This window comes from Pseudomonas sp., from assembly GCF_035277045.1.
Taxonomy (GTDB): domain Bacteria; phylum Pseudomonadota; class Gammaproteobacteria; order Pseudomonadales; family Pseudomonadaceae; genus Aquipseudomonas.
In genome coordinates this window covers 501,481-524,326 of record NZ_DATELE010000276.1, presented here as the reverse complement: position 1 = coordinate 524,326, position 22,846 = coordinate 501,481, and the positions used below count along the sequence as shown (strand labels likewise).

Genomic DNA, 22,846 nt, shown 5'->3' with positions numbered 1-22,846 from the left:
TCAATCGCGTTCTGTATATTCGGCTAGTATTGTGTTGCAGCTTCTGACCATGTCGGCCGCAAATGAAATATGCTGATCTAGAGGTTCAGCACTATTGAGCTCAGTCAAAATCGAGGTGGTTAGGTTGGTATAATTTTCATCTAGCGAGTTGAGTATTGAAGCATATTTTCTTCGAAGCGCGATGATAGAGTTTTTCGCCTCTAAGTCGTTGTAATCTATTTGGAAGGAAGCACAAGCACTCGAGGTGCCGTATCCTCTGACGCACATTAGGCCTTTGTCGCATGGGGATATATATAGTTCGCGAGAGCATGTGCCCCATGGCGTGTAGTGGAGGGCTCTAAGTTTGTCGTTGATGAGGAACTCGATTTGTTCCTCGTCTATCTTACTTTCTCGCCATTTGGTCACTGATCTGCCCAGGAAATCATTCGGCAAATCATTGAGTCTCATATATTTACTTCTGGCATACTCAGCTCGCTCTTTGGCAGTGCGATAATCATAATGCCTCGTCTGTCGCGGTGCGCGTCCCATCCATAAATCGACTGCGGTCTCAGATGGGCCTGATCGTAAAATAGCTGTAGTAACCCATCTTCTTATCGCGTGAGGGCTAAATGAATAGGTCTTACCCTGTTCATCTAAAATACCAAGACGTTGAAATGCCGTGAGTTTTGCGCTTTTGTCAGATAAGTAGTTGTAGTAGTCTGATCGCAATATCGGCCGAGGGATAATTCCCAATTCAGAGTTGCCCGAGAAGTGATTTTCCCAGACAACGATTAGGTGATCACTTAATTTTTTTTCCATACCCAATCGAACGTTGTTCCCCTGATACCCTTCAGATGACTTGTTTCCTTCACTGTCAAATTCTTCTTTGAAGTGGGAGGACAAAAAGCCTGCATATCGAGTCTTTAGCTGCTCAGTAAGTACATCGATATTTATCGCCACGCATGATTTTCCGCCAGTGTTTTGAAGGGCGGTTCGCTTTATCTCATGCCATTGGTGGCACCACATGGCCCGGTCACTAACCAGGTGGTCTGGGTCAAAAATACTCTGTTCGGTCATCTTATCTAGCAAGATCCGTAGGTCTGAGATAAACCAGTCTGCTTTATTGATAGATGATTTAGATGCGCCTGAGAACTTTGAGATACTACTCCATAATAACTTGTATCCGCCAAAATATGTTGAGTAATTCGCCCAATCCCAGTTGACGAAGCGTTTATCTAGCCATGCGATGAGTTTGGCTGCCCCCTCTCGTGGTAGCGGTACAGCACAACTGTATCTCCGTCCGCCGCTTGAGAGTTCTTTGGCCGATACCGAAAACGTTGCTACCAGTTCATCGATGAAAAAGTGCTCGGTTTGAGAAAGTTCAGCTGTCTCGAGTTGAGCGATTCTATTAATAGTTAAGGGATTGTGTATTCGATAATTTAGCAGCATTCGTTTCACAAAAGAAAATCCTGAGACCTCGATCTCTTTTGCTCGAGCTCTTGGCCCCTCGCAAGCATCCAGTAGATAACCAAAGGCCTCATTAATGGGCTCTACCCAGATATCCGCCAAAGCCGTCGCCGAGGGTAAAGCTCCTTTTTCGGTAGCTATCAAAGCATAATGAAGTCCGGATTCGTCATCCTTGGTCAGTGTTCGTTCCGGCAAACTACACACCTCGCCGATGCGCAGTCCTAGTGCCATAGCGAAGCACAGGGATTCTAACCGTATCCGATCGTATCCAGGTGCAGGCTCTAATTGCGGGTTCGCTTTAATTGATGAGCGGGCCTTAGAAATTGCCAAATGAAGGTTCTCCTCGTAAAGCGCTTCCCTTTTAAGCATGTGCTCCTTTGAAGTAATATCTAATGTGGAGCGTATAGGATTCTCTATTCCGTGACGCCAATGGATTATTCTTTCAATGAAACGATAGTCGCGGCCGTTATGGCAATATACTAAGTTATTTAAATAGTTAACAAAATTTGTAAGGCTGCACGCTCGGTTATAGGCCGTGGCTAGGCTGTGTTCTGCCTTGATTCTAAGTACAGTGGAATTTAGATTCGCTCGCGTAAAGTTTATCCAGCTTTGGTCATTGTTCCCAATCGTGCGTGCTAGCCATCGAAAGCTATTGAGATGGCAGATAGCTGAGCTAGGTGAAATTTGGTTAAGGATGTTTCGAATTGTATAACATCGAGCTATCCGTCCAGCGACTTTTGTCAAAGGATAACTTGCGTCCTTTGTCACTCGGCCTGATCCGATCTCTGTGAACAATAGCCGATGCCCTTTGTAACCCCAAAATTCGTCGCTGAATGATCCTGAGACAATACCGTTATTGGATAGATGCAAGAAGTTTGATTCTGCGCTGCGAAGTAGATTATCAAGAATTTCGAGAGGCTGCATCTGTGCTCCGATCTTCATGTTTAATGGCTAGTATCACTGATTTTGCACCGTGTATTGCGGTCTCTAATTGTTGGTTGATAGGACCAGTTGACGTATCCCTAATCATGTTTTTAAAGTTCTGGATGTCAATCAGGGCCTGTCTGTGATCGGCATTTTTGGATGGTTTGAAATTCTGACAGGAATAGCAACTCACGGTGGGGTGATAAGGGCATGCCGATCCGCGCGTGCATTTACCAAGGCTGCCGATTTTTATTTCGTTGGGTAAGAGATCTCCCATGTTGTCCAAGCGGCCGCCCCAGGCCTCTACCGCTCTCACAATGTCGGGACTTTCAGAGTGAGCGCGGTTTATAAAGTCATGAAGTTCTAAGTTGTATCGAAAATAGTACTTTATGGAGTCGACGCTGACGTGGTCTAGTGCTTCCGCAACGTCTTCAGGCGTAGCTCCGGCAAGTACCATGCTGGTTCCTTTGGTCCGCCTAAATCGATAAGCGGTAATGTTCAAATAGTAGTCATCGCTTTCTACTTTTTCGGTTTTAGTTTTTGGGATGCGAAGCTTCCACGTTAGGTCTCTCATCAGTTTGGAAATAGTATGTGAATCGCAGTGCAGAGAATATTTGAAAACCTTTGGGTCGCGGCAGTAACGCTCTAGTCTCAAATCGCTGCGCCCTTTCGCTGGAAATAGAGGAGTTTCCAATTTTGCTGCTTGTTCTTCACCGGAAAACTTTCCAATTCTCGCTCGCATACTAGCTGCAACTTCATGGGCGACTGGAATCTGAGATTGGATCGCCTCGGCAGTGTCGTCAGCAATGTACCTCTTGACAAAGTTACTCTTAGCTCTTCTGAGAATTGATCGCTTAGTTCCCTTTACGCATGGGACAGAAATAAATGGTCCGAGTTCGTCCGTCCCGTAGTCTGACACATGTAATAGCGCCATCTGAATTGGTCGAAGCCCCCAATCTCTTGCCAGGTAGTAGGCTGCTCTTTCGGTAGCTGTGACTTCGACATAGTCATTCATTGCTGCTTCTATGAAGGATAGCTCAGTTCTAGTGAACGGGCCGAACCGGGAGTCTCGTATAGTAACTAAAGTTCCTGTACTGTTTCGAAACTTTCGAACTTGAGACAAAGAAAATAAGCGATGTTCGCTGAAACCTGATAGATCCTCTTCGAGGCCCCATTCATACAACGATCTTGCGGCTGCTGCTGGGACTTGGTCAAGCTTTAAGGCACCGCCAATAACCAATTTTTCGCACCATTGAAATAATTGCTCAGCAATTTCATCGCTGGTAGTTCCGCTAATGTTAAGTGTGTCTATGTTTGAGTGTATTGCTGTGATAGCCTTAATGTTTAGATTGTGCTCCAAGCGATCTATTGTCCACCCACGGATAATCCATTCCACGTAATCGTTATGATGGAAACGATCAGCCCACTTGATTTTTCGAGAAACATAGCCTACGTGTTCGAAATGCAGATTTTCGGTCCAGTTGCCAGCACCGTCTATGAGATCTACGACCTGGCCATAGACTGTTATCAATGTTTTCGGAAAGTCTTCAGGTTCGAAGCCATGTGTTAGTGCAACACACTCGACCAATGTTATTGGGTTTAGTATCAAATCACTCATTGCTTAGGTGCTCTATCCAAAAGGCTTTTATTACCTCTAACGATCGCTCCTAGCTTCTCTGAGAGAGCGGCCTGTGTGTAGCGTCGCACCATCGGACTACCTTGAACCCACCCCCCCAAATAGCTCATTACTTCTTCTACTTCGATGCCGGAAGCCACACCTCGCTCATCGATTTTTCGCCTCGTATTAGTTGCACCTGTTGATCGCAGACCATGAGGATGAACTCGCGTTCCTAACTCAACAATTTCTGGGATCTGTGCGATCTTTTTCAGAATATGATTGAAAGTCATCGCTGCCATTCGCCTTCCGTCCCGAGCGCTTAAAAACAGAGATGTTGTCGGTCGTTTAGGGACGAGAAAGTCATCTCTCACGTGGTCGATATAAAACCTCAAGGCGTTCGCCAGATCCAACGAAATTGGAATCACTCGACCCCGTGTTTTCATGCTCGCACCATCTCTTCTTTTGAGCTGATTCGTAGCCGAGGGCTTCTTGATCGTTACGGTAGGCTCAAATCCTATATCTAGGTCTGTTGTTTCGAGCAGAACAAGCTCACTGCGCCGGGCAAATGTCTCTAACGCAAGAAGAATAAGTACATAATTTCTGACTTTTATCCTTTCTTCTTTAAAACAATTGTTGGGAGATCCGGGATTTATGGCGCGGAGAATGACCTGCAGCTCTGATGGGGTGAGGTCATTAGAGCATCCAGCCTCAGGAGACAGATTTGAATTACGTATCACCCGCTTGGTCAGGTTTCTTATCTGATTAGCACAATTTTTTTCTACTTGAGCTTGCTCTAAAATCGAGATTTTTGTGATTTCGATGTTGTAGTTGTAAACGAATCTGATATAGTTTCTTACGGCCTCTAGTCGCCGGAGGCATGTTGAGCGGCTGGCCACTCCGAGCTTTGTGAAGCAGAGCTCTCGAGCAACGGAAGTTAGCTCTGAAGTTGTGAGTCCTCTGAAGCTCCCGAAGCGTTCTTCAATATCAACAGATTCGGATCCTGCCCATCTGTAGATTATTGAAAGGTCTCTCAAATAGCTTTCGACAGTATTTGGCCGCACCGAAATTCTGAGCTCCTCCACCCATAGGCTGGGGAGAATGAGTGGTACCCCATCTCTTAGGAGGTAGGGGCACATTTCATCGTTACGGACAAAACGACGTATTTCGTACGAAGGGTGATGTCTATGGTGCATACGCATGCCTCATGCAACGTTTTGCGTTACATGTTACATAACTGCCACAACCACCCCTCGGGCAACACCGAGCCCAGTCCGGCCGACATCAACATCACTCTGGTGCTCAAGAAGGCCTTGAGCATCATTGATGTGCGGGTGCTCGACCACATCATCATCGGCGAGGGCGAGCCGTTGTCGATGGCCGAGCGGGGGTGTTTCAGCGTGGCGTCGTGACCGTAGCGAAGTCCTGGCGGCCAAACGGGTTCACCTGGTATCCCTCCACGCCCTGACGCGTCAGGACAGCGGCGGTCGGGTGCGCCAGTGGCAGCCACAGGGCCTGCTGCTGGATCAGCGCCTGGGCCTGCTGGTACAGGCGGCTGCGCACGCTCTGGTCGTTGGTGGTGCGCCCGGCGCTGATCAGCTGGTCAAGGCGGTTGTCGCAATAGCGGGCGAAGTTGGTCCCGGACTTGACGGCCGAACAGGCGAATTGCGGGGTGAGGAAGTTGTCCGGGTCGCCGTTGTCGCCTGCCCAGCCCATGAACAGCAAGTCGTGCTCGCCGGCCTTGGCGCGGCGGATCAGCTCGCCCCATTCGATCACGCGGATCTCTGCCTTGATGCCGACCTTGGCAAGGTCCGCCTGAAGCATCTGCGCGCCCAGGTTGGGGTTGGGGTTGAGCAGGCTGCCCGAGGGACGGGTCCAGATGGTGGTGCTGAAACCCTCGGGCAGGCCGGCCTTGGCCAGCAGCGCCTGGGCCTTTTTCAGGTCGGTGGGGTAGCCGGGCAGGTCCTTGGCGTAGCTCCAGGTGTTCGGCGGATAAGGGCCGGTGGCCGCGGTACCGGTGTCCTCGAACACGGCCTTGAGGTAGTTCGGCCTGTCAAACGCCAGGTTGATCGCCTGGCGCACCTCAGGCTTGTCCAGCGGCGGGTGCTGGCTGTTGATGGCGACGAAGGCGGTCATGAAGGCGGGGGTGCTCTCGACCTTCAGGTTGCTGTCCTTGCCTGCCTCGGCGATATCCAGCGGCTTGGGCGAGAGGGCGATCTGGCACTCGTTGCGCTTGAGCTTCTGCAGGCGCACGTTGGCGTCCGGGGTGATGGCGAAGATGAGCGGGTCGACCGCAGGCTTGCCGGCAAAGTAGTCCGGGTTGGCGCGGTAGCGCACCACGGCATCCTTCTGGAACCGCTGAAACACGAACGGGCCTGTGCCGATCGGCTGGCTGTTGAGTTTTTCCGGGGTACCGGCCTTGAGCAACTGGTCGGCGTACTCGGCGGAATAGATCGAGGCAAAGCCCATGCTCAGGGTGGCAAGGAAGGTCGCGTCGGCATGGTCCAGGGTGAAGCGCACGCTTTGCGGGTCGGGCGCCTCGACCGATTTGATCAGGCCGGGCAACTGCAGGGACTGGGCGTGCGGGTAGCCGCCCGGCGCGAGCTTGTGCCAGGCGTGGGCCGGAAACAGCATGCGTTCGAAGCTGAACAGCACATCGTCGGCGTCGAGAGCGCGGGTCGGCTTGAAGTACTTGGTGGTGTGGAACTTCACCCCGGGGCGCAGCTTGAAGTCGTAGACCAGGCCGTCGGCCGAAACCTCCCAGCTTTCCGCCAGGCTGGGCACGACCTTGCCCTGCGCGGCGTCGAACTCGACCAGACGGTTCATCAGCACGTCGGCCGAAGCATTGGTGGTGGTCAGCGAGTTGTACTGGACAACGTCGAAGCCTTCGGGACTGGCTTCGGTGCACACGCTCAAAGGACCGGCCATGGCAGCCGCCGAGGCGAACAGGGTGGTGAACAAGAGGGGAAGGGCGGCGGCACGCATGGTGGCTCCTTGGCTGATCAATGGCCCATCTGCCAGTGCAGTCTGGAAACGTCCTACCCTAGAGTGCCGATCGGCAAATGACCACACCCTTTTTTACAAATCATGCGACGAGCGGTCGACAGTCCGCTGGCCTTGTCGCTATGCTGGCCGCGCGCATTCTGCCTTGGGGCAAAACACATCTTCTGTTGTTGTGGCGTAGTCTTTCTGGTATAAAGCAGCGCTCTTTTCTAGGGGCTCGGCCTGTCGCTTGTGCGAATCCGGTCGATAAGACCCCAACGAAACACGGCGCCTGGCGCCAAAGACTGAGAGATTAAGCGGCCAACCCATGCCGGGTTGGGCATGTGGTTTTAGAGGGCTGAGGCATGTCGAGAGTCTGTCAAGTTACCGGTAAGGGTCCGGTAACTGGGAACAATATTTCCCACGCAAACAACAAAACCCGTCGTCGTTTCCTGCCGAACCTGCAGCATCATCGCTTCTGGGTCGAGTCTGAGAAGCGTTTCGTGCGTCTGCGCGTTTCCGCCAAGGGCATGCGTATCATCGACAAGCGCGGCATTGATGTCGTACTGGTCGAAATTCGCCGTAACGGCGCCAAGGTTTAAGGGAGACAATCATGCGTGAATTGATCCGTCTGGTATCGAGTGCTGGCACTGGCCACTTCTACACCACCGACAAGAACAAGCGCACTACTCCGGACAAGATCGAGATCAAGAAATACGATCCGGTCGTCCGCAAGCACGTGGCGTACAAGGAAGCCAAGATCAAGTAATTGATCTGGCGACCGAAAAAAACCCGCATCCATTGGATGCGGGTTTTTTTATGCCCGCGCGAGGATCATTTCGGCTCGAACATCGCATAGATCTTGCGGCACGGCTCCAGCACCTCCCAGGTGCCCTTGAAGCCCGCCGGGATGACGAAGCGGTCGCCACTGCGCAGGGTCTTGGCACCGCCGGCCTCATCGCGCAGCACCGAAACGCCCTGGACGATTTCGCAGTACTCGTGTTCGGTGTAGTTGACGGTCCATTGGCCGACGGCGCCTTCCCACACGCCCGCGGCAAACTGGCCACACGGGCTGGCGTAATGGTTATACACAACCTGGTCGGGCTCGCCCTTGAGGATCTTTTCCGCCGCCGGCCGGTAGCGTTCGGCCTCGGTGAGTGCGTGGGCAAAGTCTATGATGGTGTCGATGCTCATGGGTGGCGCCGCCTTGATTGTTTAATAAAATGCACATGAGTAGGCTTTTAAGCCGTTTGTGTCAAATATATTGATAGTTCAGGCCGGGTGGTTTAGGGTGGCATTTGCTTGTGCGCGTTCGTCGCACGGCCCGAATTCCGACAACGCCCGTGAGTCCTCAGTGCGGCGTTGCACCAACACAATCGAGGAGTTTCGTATGACCACCCTGACGCGTGCGGACTGGGAACAGCGTGCCCAGCAATTGAACATCGAAGGCCGTGCTTTCATCAATGGCGAATACACCGCCGCCGCCTCCGGTGAAACCTTCGAGTGCCTGAGCCCGGTCGATGGCCGCTTCCTGGCCAAGGTCGCCAGCTGTGACGCCGCCGACGCCCAGCGCGCGGTTGAAAATGCCCGCGCGACCTTCGACTCCGGTGTCTGGTCGCGCCTGGCCCCGGCCAAGCGCAAGGCCGTGCTGATCCGCTTCTCCGACCTGCTGCGCCAGAATGTCGAAGAGCTCGCCCTGCTCGAAACCCTGGACATGGGCAAGCCGATCGGCGACTCCTCGGGCATCGACATCCCAGGCGCGGCCAACGCCCTGCGCTGGACCGCCGAGGCCATCGACAAGGTCTACGACGAGGTCGCCCCGACCCCGCACGACCAGCTGGGCCTGGTTACCCGTGAACCCGTGGGCGTCGTCGCCGCCATCGTGCCATGGAACTTCCCGCTGCTGATGGCCAGCTGGAAGCTCGGCCCGGCCCTGGCGACCGGTAACTCGGTGGTGCTCAAACCGTCCGAAAAATCGCCGCTGACCGCCATCCGCATCGCCCAGCTGGCGATCGAGGCCGGCATCCCGGCGGGCGTGCTCAACGTGCTGCCAGGCCATGGTCACACCGTCGGCAAGGCCCTGGCCCTGCACATGGATGTCGATACCCTGGTGTTCACCGGTTCCACCAAAATCGCCAAGCAGTTGATGATCTACGCGGGTGAGTCGAACATGAAGCGCGTCTGGCTCGAAGCGGGTGGCAAGAGCCCGAACATCGTCTTCGCCGATGCGCCCGACCTCAAAGCTGCCGCCGAAGCTGCCGCCAGCGCCATTGCCTTCAACCAGGGCGAGGTCTGCACCGCCGGTTCGCGCCTGCTGGTCGAGCGCTCGATCAAGGCGCAGTTCCTGCCGATGGTGGTCGAGGCCCTGAAGGCCTGGAAGCCCGGCAACCCGCTGGACCCGTCCACCACCGTCGGTGCGCTGGTCGATACCCAGCAGATGAACACTGTTCTTTCCTACATCGAGGCCGGCCACAGCGACGGCGCCAAGCTGCTGATCGGCGGCAAGCGTATTCTTGAGGAAACCGGCGGCACCTATGTCGAGCCGACCATCTTCGACGGCGTGAGCAACGCCATGAAGATCGCCCAGGAAGAAATCTTCGGCCCGGTTCTCTCGGTACTGACGTTCGATACCGCCGAGGAAGCCATTGCCATCGCCAACGACACCCCGTATGGCCTGGCCGCCGGCGTCTGGACCGCCGATATCTCCAAGGCCCACCTGACCGCGCGTGCCCTGCGGGCCGGCAGTGTCTGGGTCAACCAGTATGACGGTGGCGACATGACCGCGCCGTTCGGCGGGTTCAAGCAGTCGGGCAACGGCCGCGACAAGTCGCTGCATGCGCTCGACAAGTACACCGAGCTCAAGGCTACCTGGATCAAGCTGTAAGACTGACCGATCGAGGCTGACACAGCCGGGCCGGCATTTGCCGTCCCGGCTGTTTTATTTCTGCGGCGCAAGGTCTGGGAGGCTTTGATGCGTTGGGGAACCTATTTTGCCGTGCTGGCCTCGGTGCTCAGCGTCGGTCTGGCGCTGGGCGTGAGCATGCCGCTGGTGTCGTTGCGCCTGGAAGACTGGGGGTATGGCAGTTTCGCGATCGGCGTGATGGCGGCGATGCCCGCCATCGGTGTGCTAGTGGGAGCGAGCCTTTCCAGCCGCCTGGCCGGTTGGGTTGGCGTGCCCAACGCCATGCGCATCTGCCTGTGGGGGGGTGCGCTATCGATCGGCCTGTTGGCGCTGCTGCCCAGCTATCCCTTGTGGCTGTGTCTGCGCCTGTTGATCGGCATGTCGCTGACGGTGGTGTTCATCCTGGGTGAAAGCTGGATCAACCAGCTGGTGGTGGAGCATTGGCGCGGGCGGCTGGTGGCGCTGTATGGCAGCAGCTACGCCCTGAGCCAGCTGGCAGGTCCGCTGGTGCTGGGCTTTCTCGGCTCGGAGGACGATTTCGGCTTCTGGGCGGCAACCAGCCTGCTGGTCTGCGCGCCGTTGCTGCTGTTGGGACGCGGCGGCGCCCCGACGACCGATGCCTGCAGCGTGACGCTCGTCGACCTGGTCGGGTTTTGCCGGCGCTTGCCAGTGATCGCCTGGGCCATCGCGCTGTTCGCGGCCTTCGAGGCAATGATCCTGACACTGTTGCCCGTGTACTGTCTGCGGCAAGGGTTCACCACCGAGGTGGCGCTGTTCATGGTCAGCACCGTCGTGGTGGGCGATGCGGTGTTGCAGTTGCCCATCGGCGCGCTGGCCGACCACATGTCGCGGCGCACGCTGTTCAGTGGCTGCGCGCTGATGTTGCTCGGCTCCAGCCTGATGATCCCGGTATTGCTGCACACGCCCGGCATCTGGCCGCTGTGGGTGCTGTTCGGGGCGAGTGCCGGAGGGCTGTTCACCTTGTCGCTGGTGCTGATCGGTGAACGCTATCGCGACGATGCGCTGGTGCGGGCCAATGCCCATGTGGCGCAGCTGTGGGGCATTGGCTGCCTGCTTGGGCCGTTGCTGGCCGGGGCGGGCAGCCAGTGGGTCAGCGGGCATGCGTTGCCGCTGGTGATGGCGGCGGGGGCGTTCGGGCTGGTGCTGCTGACACGCCGGCGGGATGCCTTCGAGCCCGCGACCCTGTAGCCGCGACGGGGCAGGGGTCAGAGCATCTTCTCCAGCCCCACCGCCTTGCTCACCCAGGCGTTGAAGCGGCGCCACAGCCCGCCGGGCTCGGTGGTGAGGGTGTGCATCTGCTCGTTGTCTTCGGTCACCCATACCAGCCGGTCGTTCACCAGCTTCGGCTGGTAGCTCAGCGGCGGGGCCATGCCCTGGAGCGCCAGCTCGCGGGTGTATTCGGACAGCTTCGGACTGTCCACCAGCACGCCCACTTCGGTGTTCCACAGCACCGAGCGCGGGTCGAAGTTGAACGAGCCGATGAACGTCTTGCGCCGGTCCAGCACGATGGCCTTGCTGTGCAGGCTCGAGTCGGAGCCGCCCTGGAAGTTGAGGTTGCCGGCGCTGGGATCGCCGGGCTGGCGACGCAGCTCGAACAGCTGCACCCCATGCTCCAGCAATGCCCTGCGATACGGTGCGTAGCCGCCGTGCACCGCCGGCACATCGGTGGCTTCCAGGGAGTTGGTCAGCAATTTGACCGAGATGCCGGCGTCGGCATGGCGGGTCAGGTACAGCAGGCCCGGCTGGCCGGGTACGAAGTACGCCGATACCAGGATCAGCTCGTGCTCGACGGCGTCGAGGTCGGGCGCCAGTTGCGTGGTCATCAGCAACCGCGGATCGGGCTCGTCGCGGGCCAGGACCTTGCTGGGCGCATCCCAGAGCGCCTGGCCATGCGCCCAGATCAGCTCCTTGCGCCACACATCCAGGCGCGGCTGCGTCTGATAGGCCATCAGCCGGTCATACAAGGCCTTGTGCTTGACCCGCGCCTCGGCCAGGGAGTTCTCCAGGCGCGCGCGGCTTTCACGCAGGTCGCGCGCATCGGGCTGGCGCCAGAGGAAATCGCCGATCGGCCGGCTCAGCGCGCTGTTCCAGTACTGGTCGAAACTGTGGCCCAGCTGCTGCGCCACGGGACCGATCCCCAGAAGGTCGATGTCGGTGAAGTTGAGGTTGGGCTCGGCGTCGAAATACTCGTCGCCCAGGTTGCGCCCGCCGACAATCGACAGGCTGTTGTCGACCAGGAACAGCTTGTTGTGCATGCGCCGGTGCTGGCGCGACAGGTTGAACAGCCGCCCCATGGCGCGGGTCGCGCCGGTGCTGCGGCCCAGGTGCAGCGGATTGAACACCCGGATCTCGATGTTCGGGTGCACGGCCAGGGTGCCGATCAGGGTATCCAGGCCGTCACTGGTGGTGTCATCGAGCAGGACGCGCACGCGCACGCCGCGGTCGGCCGCACCCAGCAGCTCATGCACCAGGGCGCGAGTGCTCAGGCCGTCGTGGACGATGTAGTACTGCACATCGATGCTCGTCTGCGCGTGGCGGATCAGCTCGGCCCGGGCACGAAAGGCCTCGTTGCTGTTGGGCAGCAGGCGAAAGCCGGAGCGGCCCTCGTGGGGCTCGGCCTGGCGTTGCACCGAACGGCCAAAGGCGGATTCGCTGGCGGGCAGGGCCTGGCTGACGTCGCGGGGGCCACTGACGCTGGCGCAGCCGGTGAGGCCGAGCACAAGCGCCAGCAGCAGGGGCAGAGCTCGCTGGAATCTCAAGGGTGGGGTGTCCTGTGGGGCAAAGCGTTGGGATATGGACCATGCGGGGCCGCGCAAAGTTACCCGGCGTCTTCAGCTTCGGCCAACAGACGAACAGCGGCTTCCCCGACCTTGCGCACCGCCGCTTCGATATCCGCCGTTGGCTGAGCGGCATAGTTCATGCGCAGGCAGTTACGGTATTTGCCCGAGGCCGAGAAGATGCTGCCCACCGCGATCTGCACCCCTTGACCCAGTAAAGCCCGGTTCAGGCGCAAGGTGTCGAAACTTTCCGGCAGCTCGACCCACAGCAGGAATCCACCCTGCGGGCGGCTGGCGCGCGTGCCTGGGGGGAAGTAGCGCGCCACCCAGTCGCTCATCTGGTCGCGGCCGCGCTGGTACTGGGTGCGCATGCGCCGCAGGTGGGGCTGGTAGTGACCGCCCTTGATGAAGTCGGCGATCGCCAGTTGCGGCTGGCTGGCGGTGCAGCCGGTGCTGATGTACTTCATGTGCAGCACCCGCTCCAGGTAGCGCCCAGGCGCTACCCAGCCGATGCGCAGGCCCGGTGCCAGGGTCTTGGAGAACGAACTGCAGAGGAGCACGCGGCCATCGTCGTCGAACGACTTGATGGTGCGTGGCCGCGGGTAGGTGTAGGCCAGGTCGCCGTAGACATCGTCCTCGATGATCGCCACGTCGAAGCGCTGGGCCAGGGTGAGCAATGCCTTCTTGCGGGCCTCAGGCATGATGTAGCCGAGTGGGTTGTTGCAGTTGGGGGTGATCTGGATCAGCTTGATCGGCCACTGCTCCAGCGCCAGTTCCAAGGCTTCGAGGCTGATGCCGGTGATCGGGTCGGTGGGTATTTCCATCGCCTTCATGCCCAGGCCCTTGAGCGTCTGCATGGCGCCATGAAAGCTTGGCGAGTCAACCGCGACGATGTCGCCCGGCTGGCACACCGCGCGAACACTGGTGGACAGTGCCTCGTGGCAGCCGGTGGTGACCACCAGGTCGGCGGGTGCCAGGTGACAGCCCGAGTCGAGCATCAGCCGGGCGATCTGTTCGCGCAAGGCCGTGGTGCCGTGGATATTGTCGTAGTACAGGCCGGGCATGTCCTGGCGCCGGCTGAGCTGGGCCAGGCTGCGCAGCAACGGCTTGAGGGTCGGGGTGTCGATGTCGGGCATGCCGCGCCCAAGCTGGATCACGTCCGCCCGCGGCGTGCTGCGCACCAGCTCCAGCACCTGCTCCCATTGCGAGATATCCACAGGACGTTGCGCCGGGCGGCTGATCTCCGGCAAGGCGGGCAGATGGCGCGGTTCGAGCACGAAGTAGCCGGATTTCGGCCGGGGCGAGACCAGGCCGTTGTCTTCCAGCAGGCGATACGCCTGTTGGACGGTGCTCAGGCTGACGCCGTGCTCCACGCTCAGCGCCCGCACCGAGGGCAGGCGCTGTCCCGGGCGGTACAAGCCCTGCTCGATGCGGGCACCCAGCAGTTCGGCCAGGTTGAGGTAGAGCGTCACGGCATACTCCTGTTTTCATTCAGCCAGGGACCAGTACAGATAAGGCGAAAATACTCCATTCAGCGCTTGGGACGCCACTTCTGTATGGGAATAATAAGCCCGCGTTGAATCTGTATTGAGCGCGGCAGCGGCGAGCATCATGGCTCCAGAAACAAACTGCCTGGAGACACCGTGCATGAACAGCGTGACTGACCTTCGTCTTCCTTTGCCCGCCGACAGTCTGGACACTCGCCCGCAACCCGTTTCAGGCCGCTGGGCGGTGATGCTGCGGCGCTGGAAAACCCGCCGTGTCCTGCTGACGCTCGACGATGCGCAGCTGCGCGATATCGGCATGACCCGCCTGCAAGCCCGCCGGGAAGGGGACAAGCCTTTCTGGAGGGGCTAGACCAGTTCCTTCAGCCGATGCCACAGCATGCCAAGCGCCAACAGCGGCGAGCGCAGGTGCTTGCCGCCCGGGAAGGTCATGTGCGGCACCTTGGCGAACAGGTCAAAACGCCCGCCGGCCCGCCCGCTGATCGCCTCGCCGAGCAGGCGCCCGGCCAGGTGCGTGGCGTTGAGCCCGTGTCCTGAATAGGCCTGGGCGTAATAGACATTGGGTTGGCTGGCGAGCCGGCCGATCTGCGGCAGGCGGTTGGCACCGATGCCGATCATGCCGCCCCATTGGTAGTCGATGCGTGCATTGGCCAGCTGCGGAAATACCTTGAGCATCTTTGGCCGCATGTAGGCGGCGATGTCCTTGGGATCTCGCCCGGAGTAGTGGCAGGCGCCGCCGAACAGCAGCCGGCGGTCTGCCGAAAGGCGGTAGTAGTCCAGGGCCACGCGCTGGTCGCAGACCGCCATGTTCTGCGGCAGCAACTGATGCGCGAGGGCTTCGTCCAGGGGCTCGGTGGCGATGATGTAGCTGCCCGCGGGCAGCACCTTGCCGCCGATCTCGCGGTTGAGGTCGTTGAGGTAGGCGTTGCAGCCCAGCACCAGCGTCCCGGCGCGGACCCGCCCCTGGGCGGTGTGGACCTGCACCTGGGCGCCGTAGTCGATTCGGGTGACAGCCGAGTGCTCGAACAGCTGCACGCCCAGGCTGCTCGCCACGGCCGCTTCGCCCAAGGCCAGGTTGAGCGGGTGCAGATGGCCCGAGCCCATGTCGACCAGGCCCCCGACATAGCGGTCCGACCCGACCACGCTGCGGATCTGTTCGGCGGGCACCAGGCGCAATTCGTGGCGATAGCCCAGACCGCGCAACGCCTCGGCGTCCTCGGCGAAGCCCTGCAGTTCGTCCGGCTTGTTGGCCAGGTCGCAATAGCCCCAGGTGAGGTCGCAGGCGATGGCATGGCGCGCGACGCGTTCGCGGACGATATCCACCGCCTCCAGTCCCATCAGCTTGAGGCCGCGGACACCCTCTTCGCCGATCACCGGCAGGAACTGCTCCACGCCATGGCCCACCCCGCGGATCAGCTGGCCGCCATTGCGGCCGCTCGCGCCCCAGCCGACCTTGTGTGCTTCGAGCAGAACGACCTTGAAGCCGCGCTCGGCCAGCTCGATGGCGGTATTGAGCCCCGAATAGCCGCCGCCGATGACGCACACGTCGCAGACGAGCTCGCCCTGCAAGGTCGGGTAGTCCGGTTGCGGGACGCTGCTGGCGGCGTAGTAGGACGCGGCGTGTGGGGTCATGAGGGATCCTGGGGCCTGGGGAAAATTCGATGCAGGATAAGGCGGCTGTCTGATTCAGGGCAAATGGGCTTACCGCGTTGTGCGTTATCGGCAGGGGACATGACAGTTGCCACGCAGTTTCTAACCGAGGTTTTTATGCCAAGTGATACTCAGGCAGAATAGGGCTCGACCCTCCGACCAAGCGCCTTCATGTCCTGCAACCGCCACAAGATCCACTTCCTGCGTGAACTCATCCCGTCGTTCGACTGCGTGCCCGGCTGCCATGACTGCTGCGGTCCGGTCACCACCTCGACCGAGGAAATGGCTCGCCTGCCGCGCAAGACCGAGGCCGAGCAGCAGCAGGCGATGGATCACCTGGACTGCGTTCATCTGGGCCCGCAAGGCTGCACGGTGTACGAGGAACGCCCGATGATCTGCCGCCTGTTTGGCACCACGCCGCGCCTGCCATGCCCGCGCGGCCAGCGGCCGGTGCAGATGATCGAGCCCGCGGCGGAACATCTGGTGCACCAGTTCATCGCCACCACGCGGCAGGTCCTGGTCTGAGGTTCAGTCGGGAATCGGCAGGTTGAGGCTTTCCTTCACCTCCTCCATCACGATATAGCTTTTCGATTCGCGCACATGCGGCAGCTTGAGCAGGATGTCGCCCAGCAGCTTGCGGTAGGACGCCATCTCCGAGATCCGCGCCTTCACCAGGTAGTCGAAGTCCCCCGACACCAGATGGCACTCCAGCACATGGGGCAGCTTGAGCACCGCCCGGCGAAACTCCTCGAAGGTATCCCCGGACTTGTAGTCCAGGCTGATCTCGACGAACACCAGCAGGCTGCCCTTCAGGTGCTGCGGATTGAGCCGGGCGTTGTAGCCCATGATGATGCCTTCACGCTCCAGTCGCCGGACGCGTTCAGTGCAAGGGGTGGTCGACAGCCCGACTTTCTCGCCCAGCTCGGTGAACGAAATACGGCCATCCGCCTGCAGGATACGCAGGATGTTGCGGTCGATCTTGTCCAGTTCCCGCTTGCTTTGATGCTGGGTTCTCATAGGGGATGCACCTCCATAAAAGGCAATTCTGCCGAGAATTCTCGCCAAATATAGGCTTTTATATAGTGAAAAGCACTGGCGCACCGTCCTTATACTGCGCCCATCCATGCCATTTCAATAAAAGTCTGCGGTGCGCCGCGTGCGAGGGATACAACATGCGAGTTCTGGTGCTTGGTAGCGGTGTGATCGGTACCGCCAGTGCCTATTACCTGGCGCGGCAAGGTTTTGAAGTCGTCGTGGTGGACCGCCAGCCAGCGGTCGCCATGGAAACCAGCTTTGCCAACGCCGGCCAGATCTCGCCGGGCTATGCCTCGCCCTGGGCCGCCCCGGGCGTGCCGCTCAAGGCCATCAAGTGGCTGCTCGAACGCCATGCCCCGCTGGCCATCAAGGCCACCGGCGACGTCGACCAGTACCTGTGGATGGCGCAGATGCTGCGCAACTGCACCGCCAGCCGCTATGCCGTGAACAAGGAGCGCATGGTCAGGTTGTCCGAGTACAGCCGCGACTGCCTCGACGAGCTGCGCGCCGAGACCGGTATCGCCTACGAAAGCCGCACCCTGGGCACCACGCAGATTTTCCGCACCCAGGCGCAGGTGGATGCCGCGGCCAAGGACATCGCCGTGCTCGAACAGTCCGGCGTGCCCTATGAGCTGCTCGACCGTGACGGCATCGCCCGCGTCGAACCGGCGCTGGCGGGGGTGAAGGACATCCTTGCCGGTGCGTTGCGCCTGCCCAACGACCAGACCGGCGACTGCCAGCTGTTCACCACCCGCCTGGCCGAGATGGCGCTGCAGCTGGGCGTCGAGTTCCGCTTCGGCCAGAACATCGAGCGTCTGGATTTTGCCGGCGACCGCGTCAATGGCGTGTGGATCGACGGCAAGCTGGAAACCGCCGATCGCTATGTGCTCGCCTTGGGCAGCTATTCGCCGCAGTTGCTCAAGCCGCTGGGCATCAAGGCTCCGGTTTACCCGCTCAAGGGCTACTCGCTGACCGTGCCGATCACTGACGCCGCCATGGCGCCGACCTCGACCATCCTCGACGAAACCTACAAGGTGGCCATCACCCGTTTCGACAATCGCATCCGCGTGGGCGGCATGGCCGAAATCGCCGGTTTCGACCTGTCGCTGAACCCGCGTCGGCGCGAAACACTGGAGATGATCGTCAACGATCTTTATCCTCACGGCGGTGACCTGAGCGCGGCCAGTTTCTGGACCGGCCTGCGTCCGGCAACACCCGACGGCACGCCGATCGTCGGGGCCACACCGTTGCGTAACCTGTTCCTCAACACAGGCCACGGGACGCTGGGCTGGACCATGGCTTGTGGCTCCGGCCGCCTGCTGGCCGACCTGATTGCCCGCCGCAAGCCGGAGATCAGTGCCGAGGGGCTCGATATCTATCGCTACGGCCAACACCCGGAGCCCTCCAGGCAGGCCAGCCCAGCGACCGCGTGAGCCTCGCTGGCGGCATGTAGAAACGCTTTTTCGTCCGGTACGGCGGGCACTAGCCCGCCCGTACCGGGTCTCCATCCCTGACCAGACTGCCAGAAGGCCGCCTCCATGCGCCCCGCCCGTGCCCTCATCGACCTCCAGGCCCTGCGCCACAACTACCGTCTTGCCCGTGAACTGACCCATGCCAAGGCCCTCGCCGTGATCAAGGCCGATGCCTACGGCCATGGCGCGGTGCGTTGCGCACTGGCGCTGGAAGCCGAGGCCGACGGCTTTGCCGTGGCCTGCATCGAGGAGGCGCTGGAGCTGCGCGCGGCGGGCATCAAGTCGCCGGTATTGCTGCTTGAAGGGTTCTTCGAGGCCAGCGAGCTGCCGCAGATCGCCCAGCACGACCTGTGGTGCGTGGTGCACGCGTTGTGGCAGCTCGAGGCGATCGAGCAAGCGCAGTTGCACAAGCCCCTGACTGTCTGGCTCAAGCTCGACACCGGCATGCACCGCGTCGGCCTGCACCCCAAGGACTACCACGACGCCTACCAGCGCTTGCTGGCCAGCGGCAAGGTGGCGCGCACCGTGCTGATGAGCCACTTCGCGCGCGCCGATGAGCTCGACAGCCCCGCAAGCGAAGAGCAACTGGCGGTGTTCGAGGCCGCGCGCCAGGGCCTTGCCGCCGAATGCAGCCTGCGCAACTCGCCGGCCGTGCTTGGCTGGCCGCAGGTGCCCAGCGATTGGGTGCGCCCTGGCATCATGCTGTACGGCGCCACCCCCTTTGAAGTACCGCAGGCCCAGGCCGCGCGGCTGCAACCGGTGATGACCCTGCAGTCGCGGGTCATCAGCGTTCGCGAATTGCCTGCTGGCGAGCCCGTCGGTTATGGGGCCAGGTTCGTCAGCCCGCGGCCGACGCGCGTGGGCGTGGTCGCCATGGGCTACGCCGATGGCTATCCGCGCCAGGCGCCGACCGGCACGCCGGTGATGGTGGCGGGCAAGCGCGCGCCGCTGATCGGCCGGGTGTCGATGGACATGCTCTGCATCGACCTGACCGATGTGCCCGAAGCCGGCCTCGGCAGCCCGGTGGAGCTCTGGGGCAAGCACGTGCTGGCCAGCGACGTTGCTCTCCAGGCCGGCATGATCCCTTACCAGATGTTCTGCAACCTCAAGCGAGTACCTCTGGACTACTGCGGCGACTGAACGCAGCAGGACGAATGGGCTGGGGCCCGCGTGTGTTGTAAATTCTGAACGCTATTGCCATGATATCGTTCACATTCGACCCCACCCGTTCGTATCAGGAGGCTCATGCTTTGGACGTCGGTGAACGACTACACGCCATCCGCAAGCTGAAGGGCCTGTCCCAGCGCGAACTCGCCAAGCGGGCGGGGGTGACCAACAGCACCATCTCGATGATCGAGAAGAACAGCGTGAGCCCCTCGATCAGCTCCCTGCGCAAGGTGCTGAGCGGGATTCCGATGTCCATGGTCGAATTCTTTTCCGCCGAGATCGAGCCCGAGAGCGCCGCCCAGGTGGTGTACAAGGCCCACGAGCTGATCGACATTTCGCACGGCGCCGTAACCATGAAACTGGTCGGCAAGGCCCACCCGAGCCGCGCCATCGCCTTTCTCAACGAGACCTACCCACCCGGCGCCGACACGGGGGAAGAGATGCTTACCCATGATGGCGAGGAGACCGGGATCGTGCTCGAAGGGCGGCTTGAGCTGGTCGTGGGCCTGGAGACCTTCATTCTCGAGGCAGGCGACAGCTATTACTTCGAAAGCTCGCGCCCGCATCGCTTTCGCAATCCCTTCGATGAGCCCGCCCGGCTGATCAGCGCCGCGACGCCTGCCAACTTCTGAACCACGGCGCGACGGATTGTCGCTAATAACCATTGCAAGTGTGTGGTTGTGTCGCCGCTTCCGGCTTCTCGCTATACTTCTCAACGCCCGCAAACCCGCGGTCGCGGGCGTGATTAGCCACCATGAGGGTGTACGCGTGAACCAGATCAAGAACATGCTGGCCCTACCAGCAGCGCTAGTAGCCCTATGGGCTTTCAACGCACACGCAGCGACCAACGACGAGCTTGCCAAGCGCCTGGAGCCAGTGGGCCAGGTGTGTGTCCAGGGGCAGGAATGCAAAGGCATGGCGGTGACCGCCACGGCCGCTGCCGGGGGTGCCAGGACGCCGGATGACATCATCGCCAAACACTGCCAGGCCTGCCACGGCCCAGGGCTGCTCGGAGCGCCAAAGGTAGGCGATACCGCCGCCTGGAAAGAGCGTGCCGATCATCAGGGCGGACTCGATGGCATCCTGGCCAAGGCCATTACCGGCATCAACGCCATGCCGCCCAAAGGGACCTGCGCGGACTGTTCGGACGAAGACCTGAAGGCCGCGATCCAGAAGATGTCCGGGCTTTGAACTGGGGTCGGTTTCGCAAGACCGATCCAGTACAGCGAAGCGGCCAGTGCTCACACCGGAGTTGACTGGCCCGGCTTCGCCGGGTTCGCTGGCAAGCCAGGCTCCCACAGGCTTGCCATGCACCCTGAAATCCCCCACAGGTTCAGCACCCGCCTGACGTTTTCCGCCATTGCAGTAAAACCGGCATCACCCCGGTCCAACCCCTGCACGCATGGATGTCACGGGAGACCAAGATGGCCCAGAGCTGCTCGATCGAACTTGCGGTAGATGAGGTGCTGGCGCGTCTGCCTGCGCATGTCCACATGGGCCTGCCGCTTGGCCTGGGCAAGCCCAACGCCTTCGTCAACGCCCTGTACGCCCGCATCCGCGCACTGCCCGAGCGGCGCCTGACGATCTACACCGCCTTGAGTCTGGGACGCCCCGCGCTGGGCGACGGCCTGCAGCGGCGGTTCCTGGAGCCCTTCGTCGAGCGGGTCTTCGCCGACTATGAAGAACTCGACTACCTCGCCGACCTCCAGCGCGGCACGCTGCCGGCGAACATCCGCGTCGAGCAGTTCTTCATGCAACCGGGCAGCCTGCTTAACAGTCCGGCAGCGCAGCAGGACTATGTCAGCAGCAACTACAGCCACGCCGCCCGTGACATCAACGCCAAAGGCCTGAACCTGGTCGCCCAGCTGGTCGCCGACACCCCCGAGCGCCCTGACCACCTGAGCCTGAGCTGCAACCCCGATATCACCCTTGACCTGCTGCCCATGCTCGCCCGTCGCCGCGCGGCCGGCGAGACCATCCTGGTGCTCGGCCAGGTGCATGCCGAACTGCCCTACATGCCGGGCGATTCGGAACTGCCGCGCGACGACTTCGACATCCTGATCGACACGCCCGAGCAGCGCCGCCTGTTCTCCACCCCGAACATGCCCGTCAGCACCCAGGACCATTTCATCGGCCTGCACGCCAGCGCCCTGATACGCGATGGCGGCACGCTGCAGATCGGCATTGGCGCCATGGGCGATGCGGTGGCGGCGGCGCTGCTCGCGCGCCAGGGTGACAACCAGGGCTATCGTGCCTTGCTCGACGACATGGACCTGGGCCCCTGGCGAGCGCTGGTCGAACAGGAAGGCGGCGTGGATGCATTCGCCCAAGGCCTCTACGGCTGCAGTGAAATGTTCGTCAACGGCTTGCTGGCCCTGGCCGAGGCAGGCGTGGTGCGCCGGGCCGTGGACGAGCAGGGCGTGCTGGTGCATGGCGGCTTCTTCCTTGGGCCCCGCGCGTTCTACCAGCGACTGCGCGAGATGCCACTGGAGAAACGTCGCGTGTTCGCCATGACCGGCATCAGCTTCATCAACGAGCTGTACGGGCAGGAACGCCTCAAGCGCCGCCAGCGCCGCGATGCGCGCTTTCTCAACACGGTGTTCAGCATGACATTGCTGGGCGCCGGGGTGGCCGACCAGCTTGAAGATGGCCGCGTGCTCAGCGGAGTGGGCGGGCAGTACAACTTCGTCGCCCAGGGCCATGCCCTGGAGGGCGCACGCTCGATCCTGCTGCTGCGCAGCTGGCGCGAGGCCGGCGGCGAAGTCAGTTCCAACCTGCTCTGGAACTACGGCCACTGCACCATCCCACGGCACCTGCGCGACATCGTCATTACCGAATACGGCATCGCCGACCTGCGCGGGCAGACCGACAGCGAGGTGATCGCCCGATTGCTGGCGATCAGCGATTCACGTTTTCAGAAAGGGCTGATGGACCAGGCCAAGGAGGCCGGCAAGCTGCCACGCGACTTCGCGCTCGACGCACGCTTCACCGACAATACGTCCCAGCGGCTGGAAGCGTTGCGCACGGCGCATCCACGGCTGTTTGCCGAATATCCGCTAGGGAGTGATTTCACCGAGGAAGAGCGCGACCTGTTGCGAGCGCTGAACTGGCTCAAGAGCAAGTTCAAGCTCAGTGAAATGCTGGAACTGGGCAAGGCCGCGCTGGATGCGCCAGCGCCCGAGGAGTACTCCCGGCAGCTGGCGCGCATGGGCCTGTGGCAGCCGCAAGGGCTAAAGGAAGAGCTGTACCAGCGCCTGCTGCTGGCAGGCCTGCAGGCAACGCGCTGACGTGTGGGGGATTCCATGGTTCAGTGCAGGCTTGCACTAGACCATGAATCCCCCACAGGGCTG

The 22,846-nt window shown here is 60.4% G+C and carries 20 protein-coding genes and 1 pseudogene; 12 read left to right on the top strand and 9 right to left on the bottom strand.

Going from position 1 to position 22,846, the window contains the following annotated elements; all coding sequences use genetic code 11:
* The 3 genes from VJS90_RS18395 to VJS90_RS18385 all read right to left on the bottom strand — a co-directional run bounded on the left by VJS90_RS18395 (nt 1) and on the right by VJS90_RS18385 (nt 4,884).
* On the bottom strand, nt 1-1,815 hold the full coding sequence (locus VJS90_RS18395) for a hypothetical protein (protein WP_324123063.1): 1,815 nt from the start codon (nt 1,813-1,815) through the stop codon (nt 1-3).
* A gap of 532 nt (nt 1,816-2,347) precedes the next feature.
* Complete coding sequence (locus VJS90_RS18390; protein ID WP_324123062.1) at nt 2,348-3,988, bottom strand: site-specific integrase; 1,641 nt, start codon at nt 3,986-3,988, stop codon at nt 2,348-2,350.
* Nucleotides 3,985-4,884: a site-specific integrase gene (locus VJS90_RS18385; protein WP_324123061.1), complete on the bottom strand. Its 900-nt coding sequence runs from the start codon at nt 4,882-4,884 to the stop codon at nt 3,985-3,987. Before VJS90_RS18385 ends, VJS90_RS18390 begins: the two co-directional genes overlap by 4 nt.
* A gap of 339 nt (nt 4,885-5,223) precedes the next feature.
* Here VJS90_RS18385 and VJS90_RS18380 point away from each other — a divergent pair.
* Nucleotides 5,224-5,397, top strand: a pseudogene (locus tag VJS90_RS18380) (JAB domain-containing protein); the annotation flags it as partial.
* Here the strand turns inward: VJS90_RS18380 and VJS90_RS18375 are convergent.
* Nucleotides 5,381-6,970 carry an ABC transporter substrate-binding protein gene (locus tag VJS90_RS18375; RefSeq protein ID WP_324123060.1) on the bottom strand — a complete coding sequence of 530 codons (1,590 nt, stop codon included), beginning with the start codon at nt 6,968-6,970 and terminating at the stop codon, nt 5,381-5,383. The pseudogene VJS90_RS18380 and the gene VJS90_RS18375 overlap by 17 nt on opposite strands.
* A 362-nt stretch (nt 6,971-7,332) precedes the next feature.
* Here VJS90_RS18375 and rpmB point away from each other — a divergent pair, with 362 nt between their 5' ends.
* Complete coding sequence (rpmB, locus tag VJS90_RS18370) at nt 7,333-7,569, top strand: 50S ribosomal protein L28 (protein ID WP_150803776.1); 237 nt, start codon at nt 7,333-7,335, stop codon at nt 7,567-7,569.
* An 11-nt stretch (nt 7,570-7,580) separates the two neighbouring features.
* A complete protein-coding gene (rpmG, locus tag VJS90_RS18365) occupies nt 7,581-7,736 on the top strand; it encodes a 50S ribosomal protein L33 (protein ID WP_013793373.1) in 156 nt (51 codons plus the stop codon).
* A 65-nt stretch (nt 7,737-7,801) separates the two neighbouring features.
* On the opposite strand, the gene VJS90_RS18360 is transcribed toward rpmG, so the two are convergent.
* Nucleotides 7,802-8,161, bottom strand: a complete 360-nt coding sequence (locus tag VJS90_RS18360; protein ID WP_324123059.1) for a cupin domain-containing protein — start codon at nt 8,159-8,161, stop codon at nt 7,802-7,804.
* 196 nt (nt 8,162-8,357) lie between these two features.
* Here VJS90_RS18360 and VJS90_RS18355 point away from each other — a divergent pair, with 196 nt between their 5' ends.
* Both VJS90_RS18355 and VJS90_RS18350 read left to right on the top strand, forming a co-directional pair.
* The gene (locus VJS90_RS18355; RefSeq protein WP_324123057.1) at nt 8,358-9,851 is read left to right on the top strand and encodes an aldehyde dehydrogenase; all 1,494 of its coding nucleotides are present in this window, start codon (nt 8,358-8,360) and stop codon (nt 9,849-9,851) included.
* A 60-nt stretch (nt 9,852-9,911) separates the two neighbouring features.
* Entirely contained in the window at nt 9,912-11,078 is a 1,167-nt protein-coding gene (locus tag VJS90_RS18350; protein ID WP_324123249.1) for an MFS transporter, read from the top strand.
* Between the two features lie 17 nt (nt 11,079-11,095).
* Here the strand turns inward: VJS90_RS18350 and VJS90_RS18345 are convergent, their stop codons facing one another.
* The gene (locus VJS90_RS18345) at nt 11,096-12,649 is read right to left on the bottom strand and encodes a phospholipase D family protein (protein ID WP_324123056.1); all 1,554 of its coding nucleotides are present in this window, start codon (nt 12,647-12,649) and stop codon (nt 11,096-11,098) included.
* A 59-nt stretch (nt 12,650-12,708) separates the two neighbouring features.
* The gene (locus VJS90_RS18340) at nt 12,709-14,139 is read right to left on the bottom strand and encodes a PLP-dependent aminotransferase family protein (protein WP_324123055.1); all 1,431 of its coding nucleotides are present in this window, start codon (nt 14,137-14,139) and stop codon (nt 12,709-12,711) included.
* A 175-nt stretch (nt 14,140-14,314) separates the two neighbouring features.
* Here VJS90_RS18340 and VJS90_RS18335 point away from each other — a divergent pair, with 175 nt between their 5' ends.
* Nucleotides 14,315-14,524: a DUF1127 domain-containing protein gene (locus VJS90_RS18335; RefSeq protein ID WP_324123054.1), complete on the top strand. Its 210-nt coding sequence runs from the start codon at nt 14,315-14,317 to the stop codon at nt 14,522-14,524.
* On the opposite strand, the gene VJS90_RS18330 is transcribed toward VJS90_RS18335, so the two are convergent.
* On the bottom strand, nt 14,521-15,804 hold the full coding sequence (locus VJS90_RS18330) for an FAD-binding oxidoreductase (protein ID WP_324123053.1): 1,284 nt from the start codon (nt 15,802-15,804) through the stop codon (nt 14,521-14,523). The two genes, VJS90_RS18335 and VJS90_RS18330, sit on opposite strands and share 4 nt — an antisense overlap.
* Nucleotides 15,805-15,993: 189 nt before the next feature.
* Between VJS90_RS18330 and VJS90_RS18325 the strand changes: the two genes are divergently transcribed.
* Nucleotides 15,994-16,347, top strand: a complete 354-nt coding sequence (locus VJS90_RS18325; RefSeq protein WP_324123052.1) for a YkgJ family cysteine cluster protein — start codon at nt 15,994-15,996, stop codon at nt 16,345-16,347.
* A gap of 3 nt (nt 16,348-16,350) precedes the next feature.
* Here the strand turns inward: VJS90_RS18325 and dadR are convergent, their stop codons facing one another.
* Nucleotides 16,351-16,839, bottom strand: coding sequence for a transcriptional regulator DadR (dadR, locus tag VJS90_RS18320; RefSeq protein ID WP_008366790.1), 489 nt, complete (start codon nt 16,837-16,839; stop codon nt 16,351-16,353).
* A 155-nt stretch (nt 16,840-16,994) separates the two neighbouring features.
* On the opposite strand from dadR, the gene dadA reads away from it, so the two are divergent.
* From dadA to VJS90_RS18295, 5 genes are all read left to right on the top strand, one after another.
* Nucleotides 16,995-18,290, top strand: a complete 1,296-nt coding sequence (dadA, locus tag VJS90_RS18315; protein ID WP_324123051.1) for a D-amino acid dehydrogenase — start codon at nt 16,995-16,997, stop codon at nt 18,288-18,290.
* A 105-nt stretch (nt 18,291-18,395) separates the two neighbouring features.
* Entirely contained in the window at nt 18,396-19,469 is a 1,074-nt protein-coding gene (gene alr / locus VJS90_RS18310) for an alanine racemase (RefSeq protein WP_324123050.1), read from the top strand.
* A gap of 110 nt (nt 19,470-19,579) precedes the next feature.
* A complete protein-coding gene (locus VJS90_RS18305; protein ID WP_324123049.1) occupies nt 19,580-20,128 on the top strand; it encodes a cupin domain-containing protein in 549 nt (182 codons plus the stop codon).
* Between the two features lie 154 nt (nt 20,129-20,282).
* On the top strand, nt 20,283-20,687 hold the full coding sequence (locus VJS90_RS18300; protein ID WP_324123248.1) for a c-type cytochrome: 405 nt from the start codon (nt 20,283-20,285) through the stop codon (nt 20,685-20,687).
* Nucleotides 20,688-20,920: 233 nt separating this feature from the next.
* Entirely contained in the window at nt 20,921-22,783 is a 1,863-nt protein-coding gene (locus VJS90_RS18295; protein ID WP_324123048.1) for an acetyl-CoA hydrolase/transferase C-terminal domain-containing protein, read from the top strand.
* Nucleotides 22,784-22,846 lie beyond the last annotated feature (63 nt).